General features: G+C 51.7%; 19 protein-coding genes and 1 riboswitch. Of the genes, 9 read left to right on the plus strand and 10 right to left on the minus strand.

Annotation, left to right across the window (positions count from 1 at the left end; all coding sequences use genetic code 11):
* Nucleotides 1-107 precede the first annotated feature (107 nt).
* From IEV97_RS19180 to IEV97_RS19190, 3 genes are all read right to left on the minus strand, one after another.
* Nucleotides 108-1,715, minus strand: a complete 1,608-nt coding sequence (locus IEV97_RS19180) for an Rne/Rng family ribonuclease (RefSeq protein ID WP_188503113.1) — start codon at nt 1,713-1,715, stop codon at nt 108-110.
* Nucleotides 1,716-1,923: 208 nt separating this feature from the next.
* Nucleotides 1,924-2,730, minus strand: a complete 807-nt coding sequence (locus IEV97_RS19185) for a tetratricopeptide repeat protein (protein ID WP_229734042.1) — start codon at nt 2,728-2,730, stop codon at nt 1,924-1,926.
* 126 nt (nt 2,731-2,856) lie between these two features.
* Nucleotides 2,857-3,162 carry an HU family DNA-binding protein gene (locus tag IEV97_RS19190; protein ID WP_007655567.1) on the minus strand — a complete coding sequence of 102 codons (306 nt, stop codon included), beginning with the start codon at nt 3,160-3,162 and terminating at the stop codon, nt 2,857-2,859.
* A 354-nt stretch (nt 3,163-3,516) separates the two neighbouring features.
* Between IEV97_RS19190 and mutY the strand changes: the two genes are divergently transcribed.
* The 9 genes from mutY to IEV97_RS19230 all read left to right on the plus strand — a co-directional run bounded on the left by mutY (nt 3,517) and on the right by IEV97_RS19230 (nt 13,164).
* Entirely contained in the window at nt 3,517-4,608 is a 1,092-nt protein-coding gene (gene mutY / locus IEV97_RS19195) for an A/G-specific adenine glycosylase (RefSeq protein WP_188503115.1), read from the plus strand.
* A 110-nt stretch (nt 4,609-4,718) separates the two neighbouring features.
* Nucleotides 4,719-5,204: a single-stranded DNA-binding protein gene (locus IEV97_RS19200; protein ID WP_188503116.1), complete on the plus strand. Its 486-nt coding sequence runs from the start codon at nt 4,719-4,721 to the stop codon at nt 5,202-5,204.
* 143 nt (nt 5,205-5,347) lie between these two features.
* Nucleotides 5,348-6,601: a gliding motility-associated protein GldE gene (gene gldE, locus IEV97_RS19205; protein ID WP_188503117.1), complete on the plus strand. Its 1,254-nt coding sequence runs from the start codon at nt 5,348-5,350 to the stop codon at nt 6,599-6,601.
* A gap of 7 nt (nt 6,602-6,608) precedes the next feature.
* Nucleotides 6,609-7,181: a gliding motility lipoprotein GldD gene (gene gldD / locus IEV97_RS19210; RefSeq protein ID WP_229734043.1), complete on the plus strand. Its 573-nt coding sequence runs from the start codon at nt 6,609-6,611 to the stop codon at nt 7,179-7,181.
* A gap of 212 nt (nt 7,182-7,393) precedes the next feature.
* Nucleotides 7,394-7,918, plus strand: coding sequence for a Riean_0653 family protein (locus tag IEV97_RS19215; protein WP_188503118.1), 525 nt, complete (start codon nt 7,394-7,396; stop codon nt 7,916-7,918).
* A gap of 159 nt (nt 7,919-8,077) precedes the next feature.
* On the plus strand, nt 8,078-8,461 hold the full coding sequence (locus IEV97_RS20275) for a DUF6252 domain-containing protein (RefSeq protein ID WP_373283840.1): 384 nt from the start codon (nt 8,078-8,080) through the stop codon (nt 8,459-8,461).
* Between the two features lie 164 nt (nt 8,462-8,625).
* Nucleotides 8,626-10,722, plus strand: coding sequence for an ATP-dependent DNA helicase RecG (gene recG / locus IEV97_RS19220; protein ID WP_188503119.1), 2,097 nt, complete (start codon nt 8,626-8,628; stop codon nt 10,720-10,722).
* Between the two features lie 9 nt (nt 10,723-10,731).
* A riboswitch (cobalamin riboswitch) is annotated at nt 10,732-10,928 on the plus strand.
* Nucleotides 10,929-11,160: 232 nt separating this feature from the next.
* Nucleotides 11,161-11,562, plus strand: a complete 402-nt coding sequence (locus IEV97_RS19225) for an acyl-CoA thioesterase (protein WP_188503120.1) — start codon at nt 11,161-11,163, stop codon at nt 11,560-11,562.
* A gap of 141 nt (nt 11,563-11,703) precedes the next feature.
* Nucleotides 11,704-13,164: a hypothetical protein gene (locus IEV97_RS19230; protein WP_188503121.1), complete on the plus strand. Its 1,461-nt coding sequence runs from the start codon at nt 11,704-11,706 to the stop codon at nt 13,162-13,164.
* Here IEV97_RS19230 and IEV97_RS19235 read toward each other — a convergent pair whose 3' ends face one another.
* The 7 genes from IEV97_RS19235 to IEV97_RS19265 all read right to left on the minus strand — a co-directional run bounded on the left by IEV97_RS19235 (nt 13,165) and on the right by IEV97_RS19265 (nt 22,396).
* The gene (locus IEV97_RS19235; protein WP_188503122.1) at nt 13,165-13,896 is read right to left on the minus strand and encodes a glycosyltransferase family 2 protein; all 732 of its coding nucleotides are present in this window, start codon (nt 13,894-13,896) and stop codon (nt 13,165-13,167) included.
* A 134-nt stretch (nt 13,897-14,030) separates the two neighbouring features.
* Nucleotides 14,031-15,821: an acyl-CoA dehydrogenase FadE gene (locus IEV97_RS19240; RefSeq protein ID WP_188503123.1), complete on the minus strand. Its 1,791-nt coding sequence runs from the start codon at nt 15,819-15,821 to the stop codon at nt 14,031-14,033.
* Nucleotides 15,822-15,879: 58 nt separating this feature from the next.
* Nucleotides 15,880-16,236, minus strand: a complete 357-nt coding sequence (locus tag IEV97_RS19245) for a four helix bundle protein (RefSeq protein ID WP_188503124.1) — start codon at nt 16,234-16,236, stop codon at nt 15,880-15,882.
* A gap of 33 nt (nt 16,237-16,269) precedes the next feature.
* A complete protein-coding gene (locus IEV97_RS19250; protein WP_188503125.1) occupies nt 16,270-17,448 on the minus strand; it encodes a thiolase family protein in 1,179 nt (392 codons plus the stop codon).
* Nucleotides 17,449-17,547: 99 nt separating this feature from the next.
* On the minus strand, nt 17,548-19,950 hold the full coding sequence (locus IEV97_RS19255) for a 3-hydroxyacyl-CoA dehydrogenase/enoyl-CoA hydratase family protein (RefSeq protein WP_188503126.1): 2,403 nt from the start codon (nt 19,948-19,950) through the stop codon (nt 17,548-17,550).
* Between the two features lie 26 nt (nt 19,951-19,976).
* Entirely contained in the window at nt 19,977-20,411 is a 435-nt protein-coding gene (locus IEV97_RS19260; protein ID WP_188503127.1) for a MarR family winged helix-turn-helix transcriptional regulator, read from the minus strand.
* A 227-nt stretch (nt 20,412-20,638) separates the two neighbouring features.
* The gene (locus IEV97_RS19265; RefSeq protein WP_188503128.1) at nt 20,639-22,396 is read right to left on the minus strand and encodes an AMP-dependent synthetase/ligase; all 1,758 of its coding nucleotides are present in this window, start codon (nt 22,394-22,396) and stop codon (nt 20,639-20,641) included.
* Nucleotides 22,397-22,546 lie beyond the last annotated feature (150 nt).

Below are 22,546 nucleotides of genomic sequence, written 5' to 3' on the forward strand. Positions count from 1 at the left end.
TCGTCTCTTGCATATAAGTCAACTTTTGTGTCAACTCATTTCAGGACGGTACACCTGTTAAATCAAAAAAGCCGCTCTGTCTAGACAGAGCGGCTTTTTTGTTGCCTTTAAATCTGATTAAAATTTTCTTGATCCTGCACCCCGTTCACCTCCGTCAGGGCGGTGCGCAGCTCTATTTCTTCGCCTTTGTCGTCCATTACCTTAAAGTCAGTAATGCCGAGCGAAGTGTCTTTTACAAATTTCACCCACTTGAAGTAGTGGAAGAACCACTTCATCTGCTTGGAGATGACACCCGATGTATAGTAAGCATACAGGAAAGGGTGTACATACAATGTCAGACTTCTGTGGTTATGTCGCGTGAGCAGGTCGTCTACCGCCACGTCAATTTCATCAGTAATCAGAATGCTGGCAGTTATCTTGCCGGTGCCGTTGCAAGTAGGGCATACCTCACCGGTCACAATATTCTGCTCTGGCCTTACACGCTGACGCGTGATCTGCATCAGGCCGAACTTAGAGATAGGCAGAACTGTCGACTTGGAACGGTCTCTCTTCAGTTCCTCTTTGACTACTTCGTATACTTTCTGGCGGTTTTCCGGCGACTTCATATCGATGAAGTCAATTACAATGATACCACCTATATCCCGGAGGCGCAGCTGACGGGCCACTTCTTTGGCGGCCATCATGTTCACGTTCAGTGCGGTAGCCTCCTGATCGGTTTCGGTATTAGATTTGTTCCCACTGTTTACATCGACTACGTGCAGGGCCTCGGTGTGCTCTATTACCAGGTATCCGCCGCCTGGTATGGTCACTGTTTTCCCGAAAGCAGCCTTTAGTTGCCGCTCGATGTTAAAGTGTTCGAAGGTTTTTGTCTTACCGGTATAGTGCTTCAGAATTTTTACTTTGTCTGGCGCAATGCTACCGATGTATGCTTTGATCTCGTCATAGAGTGACTCGTCGTCCACTACTATGTTGTCAAAGCTCTCGTTCATTAAGTCTCTCAGAATGGACGAAGAACGACCCAGTTCCCCGATGATCTTGTCATTGGGTTTGGCTATCTTCAGCGATTTAAAGCCTTCTTCCCAGCTTTCCACCATGTTGCGCAGGTCTCTGTCGAGTTCTGCCACCTCACGGCCCTCTGCCACTGTCCGGATGATCACACCAAAGTTCTCCGGCTTGATCGAGGTGATCAGGCGCTTGAGCCGCGTGCGTTCTTCTTTGCTAACGATCTTTTTGGATACGCTTACCGTGTTTGAAAACGGCACGAGCACCAGGTATCGACCGGCGAGCGAGAGCTCGCAAGAAAGACGCGGTCCTTTGGTGGAAATCGGCTCTTTGACAATCTGCACCAAGAGTTGCTGTCCCTTTTTCAGAACATCAGCGATCTTGCCGAGCTTGTCAATTTCTGGCTCGAATTTAGTCTGGTTAAGCTTTGCAGAAGCGTTCTTCTGTGTCTGTGCCGCCTTTACATACTTGTTCAGCGTTTTGACGTTGGCTCCCAGGTCATGGTAATGCAGAAATGCATCCTTGTGGTAGCCAATGTCAATAAAAGCGGCGTTTAGGCCTGGCATTACCTTTTTTACAGTTCCCAGAAAGATGTCGCCTACGATGTAGTTGGTATCTTTCTTTTCGTGGTGAAACTCAACAAGTCTCTTGTCCTGTAACAGGGCGATGCGCTCTCCATCCTGAGTAGAATTGATTATAAGCTCGTTACTCAATTTCTCTCAAAGATTAGTTGGATGTATAGACCAAAGCCCACAATTGCAGAAGCAATGTGGGCCTCAATAAACGCAGAAGAAATTACTTCTTCTTATGTCTGTTTTTTCTTAGACGCTTCTTTCTCTTGTGAGTAGCAATCTTATGTCTTTTTCTTTTCTTTCCGCAAGGCATAGTCTTGAAATTTTTATTAAGTGGTTAGTTCTTTTATTACATTTTTGCCAGATACTCGTCAACAGAGGCTGTCAGGGCAGGGTCGCTGCTCATGGTCTTCACTTTGTTGAAAGTTCTGATTGCTTCTTCTTTCTTACCGGTTTCAGCCAGCGACACAGCCAGGTAGAAAGTGCCTTCTACGTGCTCAGGATTAACTGTTACCAGTTCCTGGAAACGCTCGGCGGCTTTGTCCCACTGTCCGGACTGCACTGACAGGATGCCCAGGTTGAACAACGCCTTCTGGTTTTTCGGGTCTGTCGAAATCACCTCCCGCAGCAGCGTGATACCCTGCATTGGGTTTTCGCTGGCGATGTAGGTCATGGCTACGTTAGTTTTCGCATCCAGATCCGAAGGGTTGTTCTTGAGCACCTGCTCGTACATTTTACGGGCCTTGCCGCCCATTTCGCTTGCGCGCTGCTGTGTTGCCGCATACGTGAAGGCTTCGAAGTACTGGTCACCCGCTTTGCGGTAGCTCTTCTCACCCGGACGGGCATCAGCGGCTAACTCGTAGTAGTAACCTGCACTGTCAAACTTACTTGCTGCGGCATACGCTGCTGCCAGTTCGCCGGCCAACAGGCCACGCGCCTTGGCATCAGTCGCTTTGTTGTAGCGGGCACGCACAGTGGCGAGTTCCATCAGTTGCTCTGGCGTAGCCATCGCGTGTACTCCATCAGCCGAAGCGGCCGGTGCAGCACCATGGTCATGGCCATCGTCTTCAGAGTGACCTTCCGGCAAAGCAGAGGTTTGTTCGGCAGCTACTGTGCTATCATCCTTTGTTACAACCACCTTAGGAAGAAAAAACATAGCCGCGGCCAATGCGATAGCTGCAACTAGTATCAGTATTTGAGCGCGTGACATGAGTTTCTGTTTTCTTTAAGTGACTGTATTTTAAATGATAAACTTTAAGCAACCGGCAAATATACGAAAGAATTAAGAATGAGCCAGTTCTTTGATCTTTTTGCTGTTCTTAATCTTAGCAATAAAGGTCTTGGATGGCTTGAAGCTTGGAATAAAGTGCTCATCAATAATGATGGAAGTGTTCTTCGAAATGTTACGAGCCACTTTCTTTGCGCGCTTCTTGTTTACAAAGCTTCCAAAACCTCTCACGTAGATGTTGTTGCCGTCAGCCATTGAGTCTTTCACTACTTTGAAAAACGCTTCGATGGTAGATTGCACATCAGCCTTATCAATCCCTGTTTTATCAGCAATTTCTGATATTACTTCTGCTTTAGTCACTTTCTTAGATTTTTATAAATTAGAAATAAGTTAACTTTCTATTTTTCAGGAGGAACCACAGCGCTGTCGTTCTCCATTTTTCGGGGCACAAAGGTATACCTACTTTTCGACAAGTAAAAGCTTTAGCATTAAATTATTACAGATTGTGCCTTGCCTAAACCGATCGGGCTTAGCCCCTTTTCGCCGGCCACACTGCTACAATACCCGTGCCAGCTTGCCAACTCCCTAACGCGGGCTATGTGCTTATATTTTAGGCAGATACCATTATCTTACAAATTCCCCGCAACTCCTTTCCAGAACAAAGCTTTATCTTTGTCTGTTTCCATCCCCTACACTAACCACCCTAAGTCAGCTATGGAAAATAAGCCCAGCCCTTTGTTTGCCCAGACCATTATGGACTGGTATCAGCGCCACAAAAGGGCCCTGCCCTGGCGCGACACTACCGACCCCTACCTGATCTGGCTTTCCGAAGTAATCCTGCAACAGACGCGTGTGGCCCAGGGCCTGCCCTATTTCCAGCGCTTTGCTGAGGCATACCCTACGGTGCAGCACCTGGCTGCCGCCCCCCAGGATGAAGTGCTCCGCCTCTGGCAGGGGCTCGGCTATTACTCCAGGGCCCGTAACATGCACCACACAGCCCAGCAGATCGTGCAGGAGTATGGCGGCGTGTTTCCAAATAGGTATGAAGAGCTGCTGAAACTGCGCGGGGTCGGAAGCTACACCGCCGCCGCGATCGCCTCTTTTGCCTTCAGAGAGAAGGTGGCCGTGCTGGATGGCAATGTATTCAGAGTGCTGGCGCGGGTGTTCGGTCTGTCCGATGATATTGCGGTTCCCGCTTCGCGCAAGGTGTTTCAGCGGTTAGCCGATGAACTTATACCTGCCGAAGCGCCCGACACGTTTAACCAGGCTATTATGGAGTTTGGCGCCATCCAGTGCACGCCCGTCATGCCTGACTGCCTGTTCTGCCCGCTGCAGCAGTCCTGCTTTGCCTTTAACCATGGGCTGGTGCAGGAACTGCCGGTAAAGTCGAAGGCCAAGGCTGCGCGGCCGCGCTTCTTTCACTACATGGTGTTTGCGCACGGGGGCGAGTATTACATGCGGAAGCGCCTGAGCGGCGATATCTGGGAAGGACTGTACGATTTCTACCTGCACGAGAGCGACTCCAAGACATTAGACACTGCCAAACTGCTGCAGGAACTGAACGACGCAGGTATAGCCGTGCAGGAATCGCACCTTTTGCCACCCCGCAAAGAATACAGGCATGTGCTTAGCCATCAGAAAATTACGGCTCGTTTTTATCTGATTCAGCTTGATTTTCGTTTAAAAGAGGAAGTTTTGCAGGAGGCACGACTGGTACCCTATTCATCTGAAAAAATAGAAGTATTACCGAAGCCAATTCTTATCGACAGCTATTTGAAAGATGAGAAGATTTTACTAAATTTATAAACTGAAACTTTTCTGTTTGCAAATGCATTCTAGAGGTTCAGTAGCCATAATTGCCTCCGGCTTGGTTGTCGGAGTAGCCCAAATCAATTTAATATTAACCAAAAAAAGACATGGCAAGTGTAAACAAAGTCATCCTTATCGGAAACCTTGGTAAGGACCCGGAAGTTCGCCACCTCGAAGGCGGTGTAGCTGTAGCGCGTTTCCCGATCGCTACTTCCGAAACATTCAAAGACAAAAATGGCGAGCGCCAGGAGCGCACCGAGTGGCACAACATCGTGCTGTGGCGTGGTCTGGCTGAAGTAGCCGAAAAGTACCTGCGCAAAGGACAGTCTGTCTTCATTGAAGGCAAGATCCGCACTAACAGCTACCAGGACAAAGAAGGCGTTCAGCGCTATAGCACCGAAATCGTAGCTGACAACATGACGATGCTGAGTGCGCGTGAAGGCGGCAATGGTGGCTCAGGCAGCTTCCAGGGCGGTGCTCCTTCGCAGTCGGCGGGACAATCGCAATCCTCAGGTCAGGGCAGTGCCGCCGCATCAGGCAAGAGCAATGCTTCTGCCTTCCAGAACGACGAGCCAGACGACCTGCCGTTCTAACCCATGTTTAACCTAACTAGCTGATTTTGGACAGTTTAGATTCCGGAGACCCCCTAAGTTATAGCTTACTGCAACTTTTACAAAGCGCAACGGCTTTACTTAGAATTGAATATATCGCAGCCATCTCGGCCTGCTTTATCTTATTGCTGCTCTCTGCCCTCACTTCGGGGGCGGAGGCAGCTTTTTTCTCGCTCACTCCCCAGGAAATCGAGAAAGCCAGAACGAGCAAAGACAAAAAGCTCCAGCTGGTGCATCACCTGCTTCAGGCCCCGCGCCAACTGTTGGCCTCTCTTCTGATCATCAACAACGCGATCAATGTCAGCATCATTACCCTCTGCGCCTATATTGCGTGGCAGGTAACCGGTTCTGCGTCTTTAACATCCTTCACGCTGCTTCTGAGTGTGCTGGTCGTCACGTTCCTGATCGTGTTTTTTGGTGAAGTGCTGCCTAAAGTATACGCCCGCAGACACGGAACTGCCATTGCACAGCTTATGGCCCCCATCCTTTCTGCCCTGGCTCCTGTGCTGAAACCGCTTGCCTGGGTGCTAACCCGCATCAGCTCCTACATTGACAGACGCTACCGGGTCCGGTCCTACAACAACACGTTGGAGGAACTGCATCACAGCTTGGATGTGGCTTTGTCTAATGAAGAGACCTCGCCGGAAGAGCGGAAAATCTTACGGGGTATCGTCAACTTCGGCTCGATCACGATCAAGCAGATCATGCGCCCGCGGATGGATATTGTGGCATTCCCGCAGAGTGCCACGTTGCCGGAGCTTCTTCCGCAAATCATCCAATGGGGCTATTCGCGCGTGCCGGTCTATACCGAAAGCACCGACAGCATCGACGGTATTCTGTATGTAAAGGACCTGTTGCCGCACCTCGACAAAGGAGCTGATTTTAAATGGCAGAACTTGATTAGGGCGCCTTTTTATGTGCCGGAGACCAAGCACATCTCCAACCTGCTGCAGGACTTCCGGGAAAAGCATGTGCACATGGCTATTGTGGTAAACGAGTATGGCACGACGGCAGGCCTGCTGACGATGGAAGATGTGATCGAGGAGATTGTGGGCGAGATCAACGACGAGTTTGACGACGGAGACGAGATCATTTACTCACAACTCGACGAAAATACCTTTATCTTTGACGGCAAAACATCGCTGCACGACTTTTGCAAGATCACGGAAGTTCCGTTCGACGCCTTTAACGAGGTCAAGAGCGAGCACGAAACGGTGGCTGGCCTGATGCTGGCGCTCTTTGGTCGCATTCCGTTTGTGGGCGAGGAAGTGTCGTATGGCCGCTACTTCTTTACGGTGGAGTCGGCGGACAATAAGCGTGTAAAACGAGTCAAGATTAATGTCGCAAGCAAAAAAGAGCACTATCATAAAGTCAGCTAAACTGCAAATGGTCCTGTGGGCAGGTATGGCCCTGGCCGTAGCTAGCTGTAACTCCGAGTATACCCCTAAGCCAAAAGGATACAACCGCATCGACCTGCCCGCGGCCGCTTACCAGCCGTTGCAGGACGAGCACCCCTATACCTTCGAGTACTCGAAGCACGCCAAGATCCGGCCGGACTCCTCGATGATCGCCCAGCCGCATTGGATCAACATCATCTACCCGAACCTGGGAGCCAACGTGCAGCTGACGTATAAGGCCATCAACAATAATCCGAAAATGTTGAACGACCTGATAGAAGATGCTCGCAAACTGACTGGCAAACACCAGATAAAGGCGTACTCGATTGAGGAAACGGAGATCCGGACACCACAGGGCGATATCGCTTCGGTATTCGAACTGGAAGGCGAGATTCCAAGCCAGTTTCAGTTCTATGTGACGGATACCACCACGCACTTCTTCCGGGGAGCGCTCTACTTTACAACCGCTACCCAAAACGACTCACTGGCCCCTGTGATTGAGTATGTGAAAAAGGATATTGTGCACATGCTGAATACGCTGGAGTTTAAGGATAAGAAGTAGGTTTATTTGACAAAAGACTTTGTGACAAAGGACAAAAGACCGTGGGTATACCCGCGGTCTTTTTTGTTTATGTTCAGTTCGGATGGTCGATGTCCATTTGGAATAGCTTCCGTGCCACAAAATAAACACGGCGCTCCAGGTATAACAAACTGATATTCACTATATTTAGCATACCACCCACTATTGCTGCTGTGAAACTACGTTCCAAACTTATGCTATTGCTCCTGCCGCTGCTGTTTGCGGCCTGCAAAAAGGACGAGCTGAAACTGCTGCCCGATGCCACCCAAACGGGCGCTGACACCATGGGGGCTATGGTGAACAACAAGGCCTGGGTAGCGAACGGCGGTGCTGGCTTTAATCCCCCTGATCCTGTGGAAGGTGGGTATCTGGCATCAAGATCCTATGACGAAACCCGTAACAATGTGCTCATAAGTGCTTACAGAAAGGACAAGACCGGCTTTCAGCTTTACCTCCGTAACGTGTCTCAGCCAGGGGAGTATTCCCTAAACTCTACCACTAACTTGTTCGGCGGCGAACTGAAGCAACCCCAGAATTATGGAGCCTACTACATACCTGGCAAGCTGTATATGACCACGAGTAGGTATACGGGAAAGGTCATCGTCACCCGGGCAGACACCGTTAACAGAATTGTGTCGGGCATTTTCGCTTTCAAGGCGGTGCATGGCAAAGACACGGTAACAGTAACCAATGGTCGCTTTGACGTGGGCACATTCTAAACGCAATGCTTGTTGGCGTTGCTCTTATCAATGGTTACAAAGCTCACGGCATGAAACACGACAGTTACATATGAAGACAAGCTATACTTTCTGATATTTCTTGTAGGCCTGCTTTCCTGCTCCAAGGACAGCTTCTGTGATGAATCATTTTGCGTCAAGATAAACGGTAAAAAATGGTGGCCGGGCAGTGGCTTTAAAACAAACTCGCTGTCATTTACTCTGACGGATAACGGAAACAGATTCTGGTTTAGCGCTCAAAACGGTTCTACCTCTCTCCTGGTGAGTGTGAGAGATACAATCAATGGCATCAGAGTAAGGGATTATGAACTTGGTGAGCATTTCAATGCTGGCTATTACACCCAAGATACGAACATGGATTTTCGCACGGACAAGATGCGTACTGGGTCTTTATCCATTTCCTCAATCGATCGATATAAAAGAACAATATCCGGTACGTTCCATTTTAAAGCCCATAACTCCACAACAGGCGAAGTGGTGGAGATCTCGAATGGCAGTTTCAATGCAACATACTACGAATTCTGAGCAAAGCGCACAATTCGATTGGGCCGAGTTATACAGACTTTTATACATACTGCCACGATTCACGACACATAAAGCCCCGCCAGCACTTACACCTGTCGGGGCTTTTGCTTATTTTTGTCAGGTATACCTGCTATACCTTATTTACCTAACCTGAGCGTACACCCTTGAACAACTTCTTCCATACCAAGATCGAATTTCTGAAAGGCGTGGGGCCGCAGCGTGCCGAGCTGCTGCAGAAGGAGCTCAACATCTATACCTACGGCGATCTCATCCAGCACTACCCTTTCCGGTACCTCGACCGCACCCAGTTCTACAAAATAGCCGAGCTGGACGAGAGCATGCCTTATGTGCAGGTGCGCGGGCGTGTGCGGGGCAAGGAAGTATTGGGAGAAGGCCGGAAGCAGCGCCTGGCTGCTACGCTCGTGGACGAGGATGGCAGCGAGATGGAACTGGTCTGGTTTAAGGGGGTGAAGTGGATGCAGAAGACGCTGAAAAACCACACCGACTACATCGTGTTTGGCAAACCGACGCAGTTCAACGGCAAGTGGAGCATGGCGCATCCAGAGCTGGAGGAACTGGGCGAGGAGAAACAGACGGCCTCCTTTCTGCAACCGGTATACAACACCACCGAGAAGCTCAAAGCCTTCCGTGTCGAAAGCAAAGTGATCGCCCGCATGATGGAGCTATTGCTGAAGGTGGCGGAGCCGAACATACACGAAACGCTTTCGCCGGAACTGATCGACCACTACCGCCTGATGAGCAAGCGGGATGCACTCATCAATATCCACTTTCCGCAGTCAGTGGAGAAGTATAATGCAGCCAAATTTCGCCTCAAGTTCGAAGAGCTCTTTTACATTCAGTTGCGTCTGCTGCGTCAGAAAACGGTGCGTCGTGCCGATCTGGCCGGTCAGGTGTTCAGGCAGGTGCCGACTGTTACGGAGTTCTACAAAAACCATATGACCTTCGACCTGACCAATGCGCAGAAGCGGGTTATCAAGGAAATACACAAAGACCTGACGGCCGGTAAGCAAATGAACCGCCTGCTACAGGGTGATGTGGGCTCGGGCAAGACAATCGTGGCTTTCATCACCATGCTGATCGCGGCCGACAACGGAGCGCAGTCGGTGCTGATGGCCCCTACCGAGATTCTGGCGGACCAGCATTACACCGGCCTCAAGGCATTTGCGGACCGGCTAGGTATAAACATCGGCAAACTCACCGGCTCCACCAAGACCAAAGACCGCAAAGTACTGCACGAACAGCTGCGCTCCGGCGAGATGAAAATGATCGTGGGCACGCATGCGCTGCTGGAGGATGTGGTGCAGTTCCAGAACCTGGGACTTTGCATTGTGGACGAGCAGCACCGCTTCGGGGTAGAACAGCGCTCCAGGCTGTGGCGCAAAAACCCGCGCATTATTCCGCATGTGCTCGTGATGACGGCCACGCCTATACCCCGTACCCTGGCCATGACGCTCTATGGCGACCTGGATGTGTCGGTGATAGACGAGATGCCAGCGGGCCGTAAGGAGATCGTGACCGTACACCGTTTCGACTCGCACCGCTTGAAGGTGTTCCAGTTCGTGCGCGACCAGATCAAGCTGGGCCGTCAGGTATACATCGTGTACCCGCTCATAGAAGAGTCGGAAGGGATGGACTACAAGGACCTGATGGATGGCTACGAGAGTGTGCGGAGGGCTTTCCCGGAGTACCAGGTGAGCATGGTGCACGGCAAGCTGAAGGCGCAGGACAAAGACTATGAGATGCAGCGCTTTGTCAAAAACGAGACGCAAATCATGGTAGCCACTACCGTAATCGAAGTGGGTGTGAACGTGCCGAACGCCTCCGTAATGATCATAGAAAGTGCCGAGCGCTTTGGTTTGTCGCAGCTGCATCAGTTGCGTGGCCGTGTAGGTCGTGGCGCTGAGCAGAGCTATTGCATCCTGATGACGGGGTATAAGCTGAGCAAAGATAGTAAGACCCGATTGGAGACGATGGTGCGCACCAACAACGGCTTCGAGATTGCCGACATAGACCTGAAGCTGCGCGGACCTGGTGACCTCATGGGCACACAGCAAAGCGGCGTGCTCGACCTGCTCATCGCCGATCTGGCCAAGGACGCGCCTATTCTGCAGGAAGCGCGTGCGGCCGCGCAACGTGTGCTGAATGAGGACCCACAACTCGAGCAGCCACAGAACCAGAACATCATGCGGCACATCAAATCATTGAGCGTGAATACTGTCAACTGGAGCCGTATCAGCTAAATATTTTCTATCTTTACAGCGTTTGGAGGCACCTCAGCAAGGTATAAGCTGAGGTTTAAAAAGGAACCGTGTGCAAATCACGGGCTGACGCGCAACTGTAAATAACACCTAATTGGCTGCCTTAAATTATCCATTGTCCGGAAGAGGATGAGAAGGATGGCAGCCAGGTTATAAGCCAGGAGACTTGCCCCAAATAACCTTACGCATGCTTTCGCGCCTAAAGCCTGTGGTCTGAGAAGTTACGCGACTCTTAAAGCCATCCCGGCCCAAAAGGGTCGTATCCTTTCCTTTCCGCTACTCTACAGCGCTGGCATGCATAGCCATACCACAAGACTATGCTGGAGACTTGCCTCATCGCCTTTTACCTACTTTCCGGGCTACGATTCATGCAGCAGTCAGTAGTGCATACGTATACCCAATCTCTAAAATTATAATTTCATGAGTCTACAAGAACGCATTGCCCAATCGGAGACACGCATATTCAAAGCCGTTTTTCCAAACACCACCAACCACTACGATACGCTGTTTGGCGGCACAGCCATGCAATTGATGGATGAAGTGGCTTTTATCACGGCGACCCGCTTTTGCCGCAAAAGGGTGGTCACTGTATCTTCAGACAGAATAGATTTTACCCAGCCTATACCCGCGGGTACCATTATTGAATTAATCGGGCAGGTAAAGCGCGTTGGCAACACCAGCCTGAAAGTGGAAGTAGAGATTTATATTGAAGAAATGTACTCCGATGTACGATTAAAGGCCATCCACGGCAGTTTTACGTTTGTAGCCATCGACGACAAGAAACAGCCAGTGGCTGTATTGGAAAGCGAAGTGCAGCATTAAGACTGGCTATACCTACTTCCTGGTAGTTTGCGTTAAAGGTTTTGTTTGCGTCAGTTCCACAAGAAACAATTTTATCCTATATTCGACTTGGCTATACCTGGCGCAGAACATTTTACTCAGTAAAAATCTAAAAGCTATACCTTGAAAACACTTCGCTCTTTACCGCTTCTATTGCTGATGGTGCTTTTATCTGCCACACCAGCCGCCGCTCAGGGCAAGAAGGCCGCTATACCTTTCACCTACCTCCCTGACAATAATGAAGACCAGTACAACCAAAGCATCACCAGCAAAACGCTTCCGCTGGGGGCCGACGGTTTTGTGATCCTCAGCCGTAACAAACCGGGCGAGTATGCCATAGAGCGCTACAATGCCACCCTCAAAAAAGCCTGGTCAACGGCTATACCGCTTGGTGCGGAGGAAACGCTGGAGGCCTTTGCCAAGAATGAGGAGGCAGCGCTGGTGGTCACGCATCGCCTGAACGAGCAGGGAAACCAAGTGCTGTATGCGCATCGGGTAAACCTACAGAATGGCCAGAAAGACAAGCCGGTTCTGCTGCTCGAAGCCCCCGCTGCTGCCCGCAAAGTAGGTATAGCCCTGTCGCCGGATGGCACCAAACTCCTGGCCTACCGCTTTAACGTGACGGGCAACCAGGTAGTGCAAGGTATAAGCGGCAGCCTCTACGATGGCAAACTTCAGAAATTGAAAGACACCAAGTACAACCTGAGCGACCTGCGCGGCATTGTGTCCGCCGAGGTGATTGTAAACGATGCTGGTGACCAGTTCATCAGCCTGATCTCCGAAAACATGGAGCGCCTGACCGTGCGCCAATATACCCTCAAATCGCCGGTTGCGAAGGGGATGTCGGTGCTGGTAGGCGGCATGTTCGATGGCAGGAAGGTATACATCATGGACAGCAAGTACGCCCTGCAGCCCAATGGCAACCTGTATGGCGTGGTGCTCACGGCCGACGAGAAAACCGGTGATTATTACAGCCTGAAAGCCGTGAAGTTCGACTTTGAGAACGAGGACATGGTGTTTGCGGAGGAATTCCGGTTCACGCCCGAGTACCTGGCCAGTGTGAACAAACTCGACAAAAGCGGTGGAGCGAAAGCCAGTCGCCTGGAGGACATCTACCTGACAGACCTGATCCTGACACCGGAGGAAAAGCTGATCGTGCTGGCCGAGAAAAAATACATGGAGGGCGGCGAGAATTCCCCTTACTACGCCAAAGAGATGCACCTGTTCGCCTACGACCAGTTTATGGGCACGGCCTGGAGCTCTGTGCTGATGAAGAACCAAAAAGCGCCGGCTGACGAGGCTTTTACAGGTATATCCTACCGTTACAACCTAAATGGCAACACACTAAACCTGCTTACCCTGGAAGAGTTGGATGGCAAGTATGACCTATACCTGCGCCGCATCGATACCAGCACGGGCAAGGCGGAAGCGCCCAAGGCAGCCGGCCTGAATGTGGCCAACGATAAAGACATCGCCTATGTAAAGGATTTTACGGCCTGGCTTACGGACCGTGACCTGGTAACGGTGGTGCGGCCGTCCAAAAAAGCGAACAGCCTGCAGCTGCGCCGCTTGCAGATCAAGTAATTACGGCATCCTTATACCTGACAAAAAGCGCGGCCATTCTCTGGTTGCGCTTTTTTGCTTTTTGAGTTTTCGGGTGAAGGAGCTCAGCTGAACGAGCATGTGCACAAACCCCACGTAGTCCACGATCTCGACATACATCTCAAACTCCCTCCGGGACCCTTCCAGCACCCCGAGCTTGTCTACCTTGTAGGTATTCATGGCCGACCAGGGCATCCAGCGTACCCGCTTGTGGCGCTTGATCATGTAGCGGTTAATGGCTACCTCCAGTTGGTAGCGTGCCACAGGCTGAGACAGCACTTCCTCTAAGTCGCTCCGCCACAGGAGCCGCTCGCCTGACAGCAGTATGTCGCTGCGGTACCAGCGCACAAACCAGGGTGACCGGATTCTTCTCAAAATGAGCATATCAACTTTTGCTGTATGCTGAAATTCGGAAATGGCTTTCTCAAGCTCTTCTCCATTGATCTCCTGCAGATCGGCGTCCATCAGCAAAACCAACTCGTGCTGCACAAACTGGAGTCCATACTGTATGGCGGCCGCTTTTCCCCGGTTCAGACTGAGGCGGACAACCTGTACACTGGGCCATTGCCGACTCACCACCCTGGCAGTATTGTCAGAAGATCCGTCGTCTACACAGATCACCTGCTGAATGCTATTGACGTTGGTCGCCACATCCAGTACTGCCGCAATCCGGTCCTGTTCGTTATAGCAGGGAATCAGGCAAGTCACCCCCATACGCTCTCTTTTTTTGCTACGCTATTCTGATATGTTTACGCACATTTAAGCACTAAGTAACCTGCCGCCAGCCCATTAAAAAAAGGCCACCCCTTTTGGAGGCAGCCTTTCCTTCACTATAGGTTCGTCAGAAACTAGTACACGTATTCGTTCGCCTCGATCATAGCGGCTGCTATGCGGCGGCGTGCCTCTTTGGTATTGTAGAGATCCTTCTTAGTGAAGCGCTTCAGACCCATGAACAACAGACGCTGCTCGTCACCTTCCACCATCGAGGCAATGGCATCCTTACCGGCCAGGAAGGCAGCATCCACCGCATCGTTCACTGTCACGCGCACGATGTCAATCTGGTTCGCTACGGACTCTTCACCTTTCATACCTACCAGTTTCTCCACACGCAACAGCGTCGATTCCGCCACGTAGGTTTTGATGGCCATGTCGGCAATGTTCATCAGGATCTCCTGCTCTTTGGCCAGGGAGTTCATGTACTTCTGCACCGCCGTACCCGCCACCATCAGGATCGCTTTTTTCAGGTTGCGGATGGCTTTGTGCTCTGCTGTGAACAACCCTTCCTCTTCCGAACCGAAATCAGGTATAGCCATGAGCTCGTTTTGTACGTTTTGTGCAGGTCCCATCAAATCCAGCTCTCCGTTCATGGCCTTTTTCAGGATCATGTCCACGGTGAGCATGCGGTTGATTTCGTTGGTGCCCTCAAAGATGCGGTTGATGCGGGAGTCGCGGTAGGCGCGGTCCATCGGGTAGTCAGCTGAGAAGCCGTAGCCACCGTAGATCTGCACACCTTCGTCCACCACGTAGTCGAGTACTTCAGAGCCTTCCACTTTCAGCATGGCGCACTCTACGGCAAACTCGCGGGCGGCACCCAGCATGGCTTCGTTCTCGTCTTTGCCTGCTGCCAGTAACTCCTGCTCTTTGCGGTAGATGTCCATACCGCAACGGTACAAGGCCGACTCCACCGCATAGATTCGAATGGCCTGCTCGGCCAGTTTGTAGCGTATAGCACCGAACTTCGAGATTGGCAGTTTGAACTGCTGGCGCTCGTTGGCATACTTGATGGAAAGGTCCACCACCTTTTTAGAGGCGCCCAGCGTAGCCGCGCAAAGCTTGATACGACCGATGTTAAGGATGTTGAAAGCGATGAGGTGACCTTTTCCGATCTCGCCCAGCACGTTTTCTTTCGGCACTTCGCAGTCTGACAGGAACACCTGGCGTGTAGAAGAACCTTTGATACCCATCTTATGCTCCTCGTTGCCAAGGCTTAGGCCTGGGTAGCCTTTCTCCACGATAAAGCCCGTGAACTTGTCGCCATCTACCTGTGCGAACACAATGAACACATCGGCAAAACCGGCGTTCGTGATCCACATTTTCTGGCCGTTGAGAATATAATGCGTACCGGCTTCGTTCAGCACGGCTTTGGTTTTGGCTGCCAGGGCATCAGAACCGGAGCCCGGCTCGGTGAGGCAGTAAGCCGCCGCCCATTCGCCGGAGGTCAGCTTCGGCAGGTACTTCTCTTTTTGCTCGTCTGTACCAAAGTACAGGATCGGCAGCATGCCTATACCTGTATGGGCTGCAAAAGCCACCGGAAAGGAATGCCCTCCGCCTACTGATTCGGTTACCAGCAGCGAAGTGTTGAAGTCCATGTTCAGACCACCATACTGCTCCGGCATCGAGACCGCGAACAAGCCAAGCTCACCCGCCTTTTTCATCAGCCCTTCCATCAGGCCTTCCTCGTGGTTGTCGAGTCGGTCGAGTAGCGGGGTCACTTCTTCGCGTACAAAGTCCAGACAGGTCTGCGCCATCATGCGCTGCTCCTCGCTGAACTCGGCAGGTATAAATACATCCTGCGCGTCTGTTTCCTTGATCAGGAATTCACCACCGCGGAGGGTAGTCGCTTTATTTTGAGTTTCCATGGTTTTTAGATTTTTTGATTTTGTGACAAAGGACAAAGGACTTTTTATCCATTAATATTTAATCATTAAGTCGACTTTGCAGATTACTAATCTTCTTCTCCAGGCTGTGGAGCAACTTGAGCAAATTATCAAGACTATCTTCGGACAAGTAGCCAAATTCTTTCGCCAGTATTAACTGTGTTTCTACTTCATAGGCTGAGCCTAACGCTATACCCAGAAAATTCCGAAAGTCTTTGTTCGAGCTTCGGGCAGAGCCCTCGGCAATATTCGAAGCGATGGAAACAACAGCACGATTAACCTGACTCGTTAAACCATACTTCTCGTAATCAGGAAACTGTCTGGAGTGAACATAAACTGCTTTTGCAACAGCTATGGCTTCCTGCCATACTTTAAGTTCCCTGAAATTATGCTTCATCTTTTGTCCTTTGTCAAATAGTCTTTTGTCAGGCTACTTTAGTAGCTCAAAAATGCCCGCTACGCCCTGACCTCCGCCCACACAGGCCGTCACAATGCCGTGCTTGCCACCGGTGCGGCGCAGGTCGCTGAAGAGCTGCACGCTCAGCTTGGCGCCGGAGCAACCTAGTGGGTGACCGAGGGCGATGGCTCCGCCGTTGATGTTGAGCTTGGCCGGATCGAACTCGAGGTGACGCATCACGGCGATGGACTGGGCTGCAAAGGCTTCGTTCATCTCGATCAGGTCGATGTCGTTGAGCGTCATACCCGCTTGCTTCAAGGCTTTCGGAACGGCTGCGATCGGGCCCATACCCATGATGCGCGGATCCACGCCGCCGGTGCCGTAGCTTACCAGCCTGGCAATCGGCTCCAGATTCAGCTCCTTCACCATGCGCTCGCTCATCACAACCACAAAGGCGGCACCGTCAGAAGTCTGCGAAGAGTTACCGGCCGTCACCGTGCCGCCTGCCGCGAACACTGGCTTCAGGCGCGCAAGCGCTTCCATCGAAGTATCGGCGCGAGGACCTTCGTCCGTGTCGACCACATAAGAGCGCGTCTTCTTCTTGCCGTTCTCGTCCACATAGGTTTCCTCTATCGTGATTGGCACGATCTGGTCTTTGAAGTAGCCGTTCTTAATGGCGTTGATCGCTTTCTGATGCGAGTTAAAGGCGAACTCATCCTGGTCTTCGCGCGTCACACTGTAGTCGGCAGCTACTGCCTCCGCTGTGAGGCCCATGCTCAGGTACCAGTCCGGGTTGTGCTTGGCAATGTTGTAGTTCGGCACAGTCTTCCAACCGGCCGTCGGTACCATCGACATCGACTCGGTACCGCCCGCGATGATGCAGTCGGCCATACCTGCCGCGATGCGGTTGCTGGCAATGGCGATGGTCTCCACACCCGAGCCGCAGTAACGGTTCACGGTCATACCCGACACCGACATGGGCAGAGCCAGCAACGAGACCATGCGGCCGATCTGCAAGCCTTGTTCGGCTTCCGGCACAGCGTTCCCCACGATCAGGTCGTCTACGCGCTCCGGGTCGAGGGCGGGTACAGAAGCCAAAAGATGTTTGATGACGTCAGCGGCCAGGTCATCGGGTCTGGTGAACCGGAAGCCACCGCGCCCGGCCTTGCCTACTGCGCTACGAAATCCGGCTACGATATATGCGTTGTTCATATTTTCTAATTGCTAAATTGTTAAATGGTTGATTGTTGATTCCTCAGAATTACTCCCAAAGAGTACAATCATGATTCATAACCCATTATTCATTAGACATTAATTTCTCAGCGGCTTGCCTGTGGTCAGGATGCTCTGGATGCGCTCGAGTGTTTTGCGCTCACCGGTCAGCGACAGGAAAGCTTCACGCTCCAGATCCAACAGGTATTGCTCGCTCACCTCGGTTGGGGCAGACAAGTCGCCGCCGCACATCACGTAGGCGAGTTTGTGCGAAATCTTCTGATCGTGCTCCGATATGTAGCGCCCGCTCACCATGGCGTTGGCTCCGGTCAGGAACATCCCCAACGCGCCCTTGCCTTGCACCTTGATGTTGGTCTTTTTGGCCGGCTGCGTATACCCTGCCTCGGCCAGGCGTATCGCCTGCGCCTTTGCATCCGCTACCAGGCGGTTGCTGTTGAGGGTAATGCCATCGCCCTGGCGCATAAAGCCGAGGTCAAAGGCCTCTTTGGCGGAGGTCGACACTTTGGCCATACCGATGTTCAGGTAGATGTTCTTGAGCGTGTTGTACTCAATGTCGCCGTCTTCGTACATTTCGGCTGCGCGGAGCGTCATTTCTTTGGTGCCGCCGCCGCCAGGTATAAGACCTACGCCAAACTCTACCAAGCCCATATAGGTTTCGGCAGCTGCCTGCACGTGGTCAACATGCAGGTTGAGTTCGCAGCCACCGCCAAGCGTAAGGCCGTGCGGAGCGCCCACAACAGGTATAGCCGAGTAGCGCATGCGCATCATCGTGTTCTGGAACTGCCGGATGATCATGTTCAGTTCATCATAATCCTGATCCAGCGCATACATGTAAATAAGCCCCACGTTGGCGCCGGCAGAGAAATTGGCCCCCTGGTTACTTACTACCATTCCACGGAAATCTTTCTCGGCAAGCTCGATCCCTTTGTTCAGCGCCATGATCACGTCGCCGCCCATGGTGTTCATCTTCGTATGGAACTCCACGTTCAGGATGCCGTCGCCTAAGTCGATGAGCGTTGCGCCGGTGTTCTTCCACACTACTTTGTTGCTGCGCAGGTTATCGAGGATAATGAAGTTCTCGGCGCCAGGTATAGCCTTGTATGCTTTGGTTTGGATGTCATAGTAGCGACGGTTGCCGTTCTCCACAATGTAGAAAGACTCCTTGCCATTGTTGAGCATTTCCTCCACCCAGGCGGCAGGCTCATAACCGGCTTCGGTCATGCGCTGCAGGACCTCGCGGGCACCCAGCACGTCCCAGTACTCAAACGGTCCCAGCTCCCAACCAAAGCCGGCACGCATGGCGTCGTCGATGCGGTAGAGTTCGTCTGAGATTTCAGGTATACGGTTGCTCACGTACTGGAACAGACCGTAAAGCGACTCGTTGAAGAATTGCGCGGCCTTGTCTTTCTGCTGCGAAAAAGCTTTCACGCGCTTCTTCAGGTCTTCGATCGGCTTGAGCACTTCCAGGCTCTGGAACTTGGCGCGCTGCTTTGGCCCGTACTCCAGTGTGTTCAGGTCAAGCGTCAGGATCTCGGTTTTGCCTTTGGCGTCTTTGGTCTTTTTGTAGAAACCCTGACCGGTCTTGTCGCCCAGCCATTTGTTCTCTACCATTTTCTGCAGGTAGTCCGGCAGCTTGAACAGCTCGCGCGACTCGTCTTTTTCGCCGGTCTGGTACAAGCCGTTGGCCACGTTAGCCAGGGTATCCAGGCCCACCACATCCAGCGTGCGGAACGTGGCGGACTTCGGACGGCCGATGATCGGGCCGGAGATGCGGTCCACCTCGTCCACGTTCAGACCGAGTTTGTTCATCACCTGCAGGCCCTGCATGATGGCGTAGATGCCCACACGGTTGGCGATAAAGGCCGGCGTGTCTTTGGCCAGCACCGTGGTCTTGCCCAGGTATAGGTCGCCGTAATGCATCAGGAAGTCAACAACCTCCTGGTCCGTTTCCGGCGTAGGGATAATCTCTAATAATTTGAGGTAGCGCGGCGGGTTGAAGAAGTGCGTACCACAGAAGTGTTTCTTAAAGTCATCGGAGCGACCCTCCAGCATCAAATGGATCGGTATACCGGAGGTGTTGGAAGTGATCAGGGTGCCCGGCTTGCGGTGCTGCTCTACCTGGTCAAACACCGTCTTCTTGATTTTCAGGTTCTCCACTACCACCTCAATGGTCCAGTCGGCGGTGGCGATCTCCTTCATGTTGTCCTCGAAATTGCCAGTTTGGATCAGGCGGGCGTCAGACTTGCGGTAGAGGGGCGATGGGTTGGAGTTGATGGCGGCCTGCAGCGCTGTGTTCACAATGCGGTTGCGGACGTGCTTGCTCTCCAGCGTGAGCCCTTTTTTCTCCTCGTCGGGGGTGAGCTCGCGCGGCACGATGTCGAGCAGCAGCACCTGCACGCCGATGTTGGCAAAGTGGCAGGCGATGCGGGAGCCCATTACGCCGGAACCCAGCACGGCTACTTTCTTAATAATTCTTTTCATAGAAAAAGCTTGATGGTCTACTATGGTTAGAAAATCTCTTTGTTTTCGATCATGCTGATGATGCGCTCCGACACCCGAAAAAAGGTATTCAACTCTTCCTGCGGTATCGTTTCCTGTACCTTGCGGTTAAAATGGAGCACCGTTCGGCGCGACACCTCTTTCTTCTCGAGCCCTTTTTCGGTCAGGAAAATCCGCACCAGCCGCTTGTCCTTGTCGTCCGACACTTTATAGATAAGGCCCTTCTCCTCCATGCTCTTCAGGATGCGGGTCAGGCTGCGCGCCTCCAGCCCGAGCAAAGGGGCTATTTTGGTGGCGGGGGTACCTGTCTCCTGGTTAATATTGAGCAGAACGAATCCTATGGAAGTCGTAATGTCGTTTTTGGCAGCCTCTGTATTATACATACGAGAGATGGCGTGCCAACATACCTTTACATTATAATCTACAGTCTCTTCAGGCTTCATGCATCATAGTGTTTATACCAAATATATAAAATAATGTTATGCAAGCATACTATTTTAGGAAAAATATTAATCCCTTCCATTTTCTTGACCAAAAGCGGATTACATGCTATAGTACCTTTTGCTATAGTTTATGTATAATCCGAATAATGGTTACAAACAAAAAACCCTTTCCGGTTGGGAAAGGGTTTTTTGTTATTTAGACGGTCTACCGCTTATTTTGAGATCAACTAATACATGCTGTCGATTTCCTTCTGGTAGTTGGCCGTAATGTTCTTGCGCTTCACCTTCAGGGTTGGTGTCAGCTCGCCGCTCTCCACGGTCCACATGTTCGGCACGAGCGTAAACTTCTTGATCGTCTCGTACTGCGCCAGCCCTTCGTTCGCCTTCTCTATCTCACGCTTATACTTGTCCAGAATCTCTGGTTTTTTGATCATTTCAGCATCGGTGGTATACGGTATTCCTTTGTGCGCGCACCAGTCCTGCAGACCCAGGAACGAAGGCACGATAAGCGCGGCGGCATACTTCTGGCCGGCTCCTACTACCATGGCCTGCTCAATCACCACCGACTCCTTCAGCTTGTTCTCGATTGGCTGCGGTGCCACGTACTTGCCTCCCGAGGTCTTAAACATTTCTTTTTTGCGGTCCGTGATCTTCACATACTTGCCGTCTACCAGCTCCCCGATGTCGCCGGTATGGAACCAACCTTCGGCATCAATTACCTCTGCCGTCAGGTCAGGCTTTTTGTAGTAGCCCTTCATCACGTGCGGTCCACGCGTCAGGATCTCCCCGTCTTCGGCAATCTTCACTTCCACGCCGTCAATCGGCAGACCAACGGTGCCAATCGCGTTGTTTTCCGGCTCAAAGCGGTTCACAGTGATTACGGGTGATGTCTCGGTCAAACCGTAGCCTTCCATTACGCGGATGTTGGCCGACCAGAACACACGCGCCAGGCGTGGCTGCAGTGCTGCACCCCCCGAAACGATCGCAATGATGTTGCCGCCCAGCGCCTCGCGCCATTTGCTGAAGATCAGCTTGTTGGCCAGCTCGAGCTGCTTGTTGTACCACCAGCCTTTGTCCTGGCGGGTATCGTACTCCAGACCGAGCTCCAGTGCCCAGAAGAACAGCTTGCGCTTCACGCCGGTCAGCTCCATCCCTTTGGCCACGATCTTGTCATATACCTTCTCGAGCAGGCGCGGCACTGTGGTGAACACATGCGGCTGCACCTCTTTCAGGTTGTCGGCCACTTTCTCGATGCTCTCGGCATAGTAGATGGACACCCCGATACGCATGTACAGGTATAGCAGCATTCGCTCGAAAATATGGCAAAGCGGCAGGAAGCTCAGCGCACGGTGGTGCTGGTTCACCGGCACGTAAGGCAGCGTGCCCGTTACGTTGCTGATGATGTTGTTGTTCGTCAGCATCACCCCTTTCGGGTTGCCGGTTGTTCCGGATGTATAGATAATGGTCAGGATATCGTCAGGGGAAACAGCCGCCTTCAATGGCTCCAGCTTCGCCACGTCTTCGCCCTCGGCCATCTTAATTACTTCTTTCCAGTGCCTGGCACCGTGTATCTCATCAAAGGTATAGATCTCTTTGATACTCTCCATCCCCTCGGTAGCAGCCACTACTTTGTTGTAGAGTTCAGCGTCAGACACAAACACCGCCTTCACCTCCGCATCGTTGAAAATGTAACGGTAGTCCTCCACGGTAATGGTCGGGTACATCGGCACGCTGATGGCGCCAATCTGCTGGATGCCGAAGTCAGCGAACACCCACTCCGGACGGTTCAGGGAAATAATGGCTACTTTGTCGTTCTTTCCTATACCTAGTTTCAGCAGACCTAGGCTCACCTTGTTGGCCATGTCCTGCACCTCCTGGGTGCTGTATTTTATCCACTGTCCGTTTACTTTAGTGGCTAGGCAGTCGGGCTGAGGCAAGTTTTGCAGCTGAAAAGGTAGCAAATCAAGCGTACGGGTTACGTTCATGGTGATTGCTTAGGTTAGTGTAGTTGTTTGTACAAGGCAGTGTGCTTGATGGCGCAACATTGGCCATGCCTGCGTTCTATAGTGCATTTTAATTATTTTTTTCTGATATTTCTATACCTGCCTGCACAAATATTTGTCAATCCTTATATT

The organism is Pontibacter amylolyticus (genome assembly GCF_014638845.1).
Lineage (GTDB): Bacteria > Bacteroidota > Bacteroidia > Cytophagales > Hymenobacteraceae > Pontibacter > Pontibacter amylolyticus.

Bases quoted from the DNA above. Each gene is read 5' to 3' on its own strand.
- IEV97_RS19215 (WP_188503118.1), top strand. From the start codon at position 7,394: ATGCTATTGCTCCTGCCGCTGCTGTTTGCGGCCTGCAAAAAGGACGAG.
- IEV97_RS19265 (WP_188503128.1), bottom strand. From the start codon at position 22,396: ATGAACGTAACCCGTACGCTTGATTTGCTACCTTTTCAGCTGCAAAAC.
- IEV97_RS19250 (WP_188503125.1), bottom strand. From the start codon at position 17,448: ATGAACAACGCATATATCGTAGCCGGATTTCGTAGCGCAGTAGGCAAG.
- IEV97_RS19245 (WP_188503124.1), bottom strand. From the start codon at position 16,236: ATGAAGCATAATTTCAGGGAACTTAAAGTATGGCAGGAAGCCATAGCT.
- IEV97_RS19240 (WP_188503123.1), bottom strand. From the start codon at position 15,821: ATGGAAACTCAAAATAAAGCGACTACCCTCCGCGGTGGTGAATTCCTG.
- IEV97_RS19200 (WP_188503116.1), top strand. From the start codon at position 4,719: ATGGCAAGTGTAAACAAAGTCATCCTTATCGGAAACCTTGGTAAGGAC.
- IEV97_RS19255 (WP_188503126.1), bottom strand. From the start codon at position 19,950: ATGAAAAGAATTATTAAGAAAGTAGCCGTGCTGGGTTCCGGCGTAATG.
- gldD (WP_229734043.1), top strand. From the start codon at position 6,609: ATGGTCCTGTGGGCAGGTATGGCCCTGGCCGTAGCTAGCTGTAACTCC.
- mutY (WP_188503115.1), top strand. From the start codon at position 3,517: ATGGAAAATAAGCCCAGCCCTTTGTTTGCCCAGACCATTATGGACTGG.
- IEV97_RS19235 (WP_188503122.1), bottom strand. From the start codon at position 13,896: ATGGGGGTGACTTGCCTGATTCCCTGCTATAACGAACAGGACCGGATT.
- IEV97_RS19225 (WP_188503120.1), top strand. From the start codon at position 11,161: ATGAGTCTACAAGAACGCATTGCCCAATCGGAGACACGCATATTCAAA.
- IEV97_RS19260 (WP_188503127.1), bottom strand. From the start codon at position 20,411: ATGAAGCCTGAAGAGACTGTAGATTATAATGTAAAGGTATGTTGGCAC.
- IEV97_RS19185 (WP_229734042.1), bottom strand. From the start codon at position 2,730: ATGTTTTTTCTTCCTAAGGTGGTTGTAACAAAGGATGATAGCACAGTA.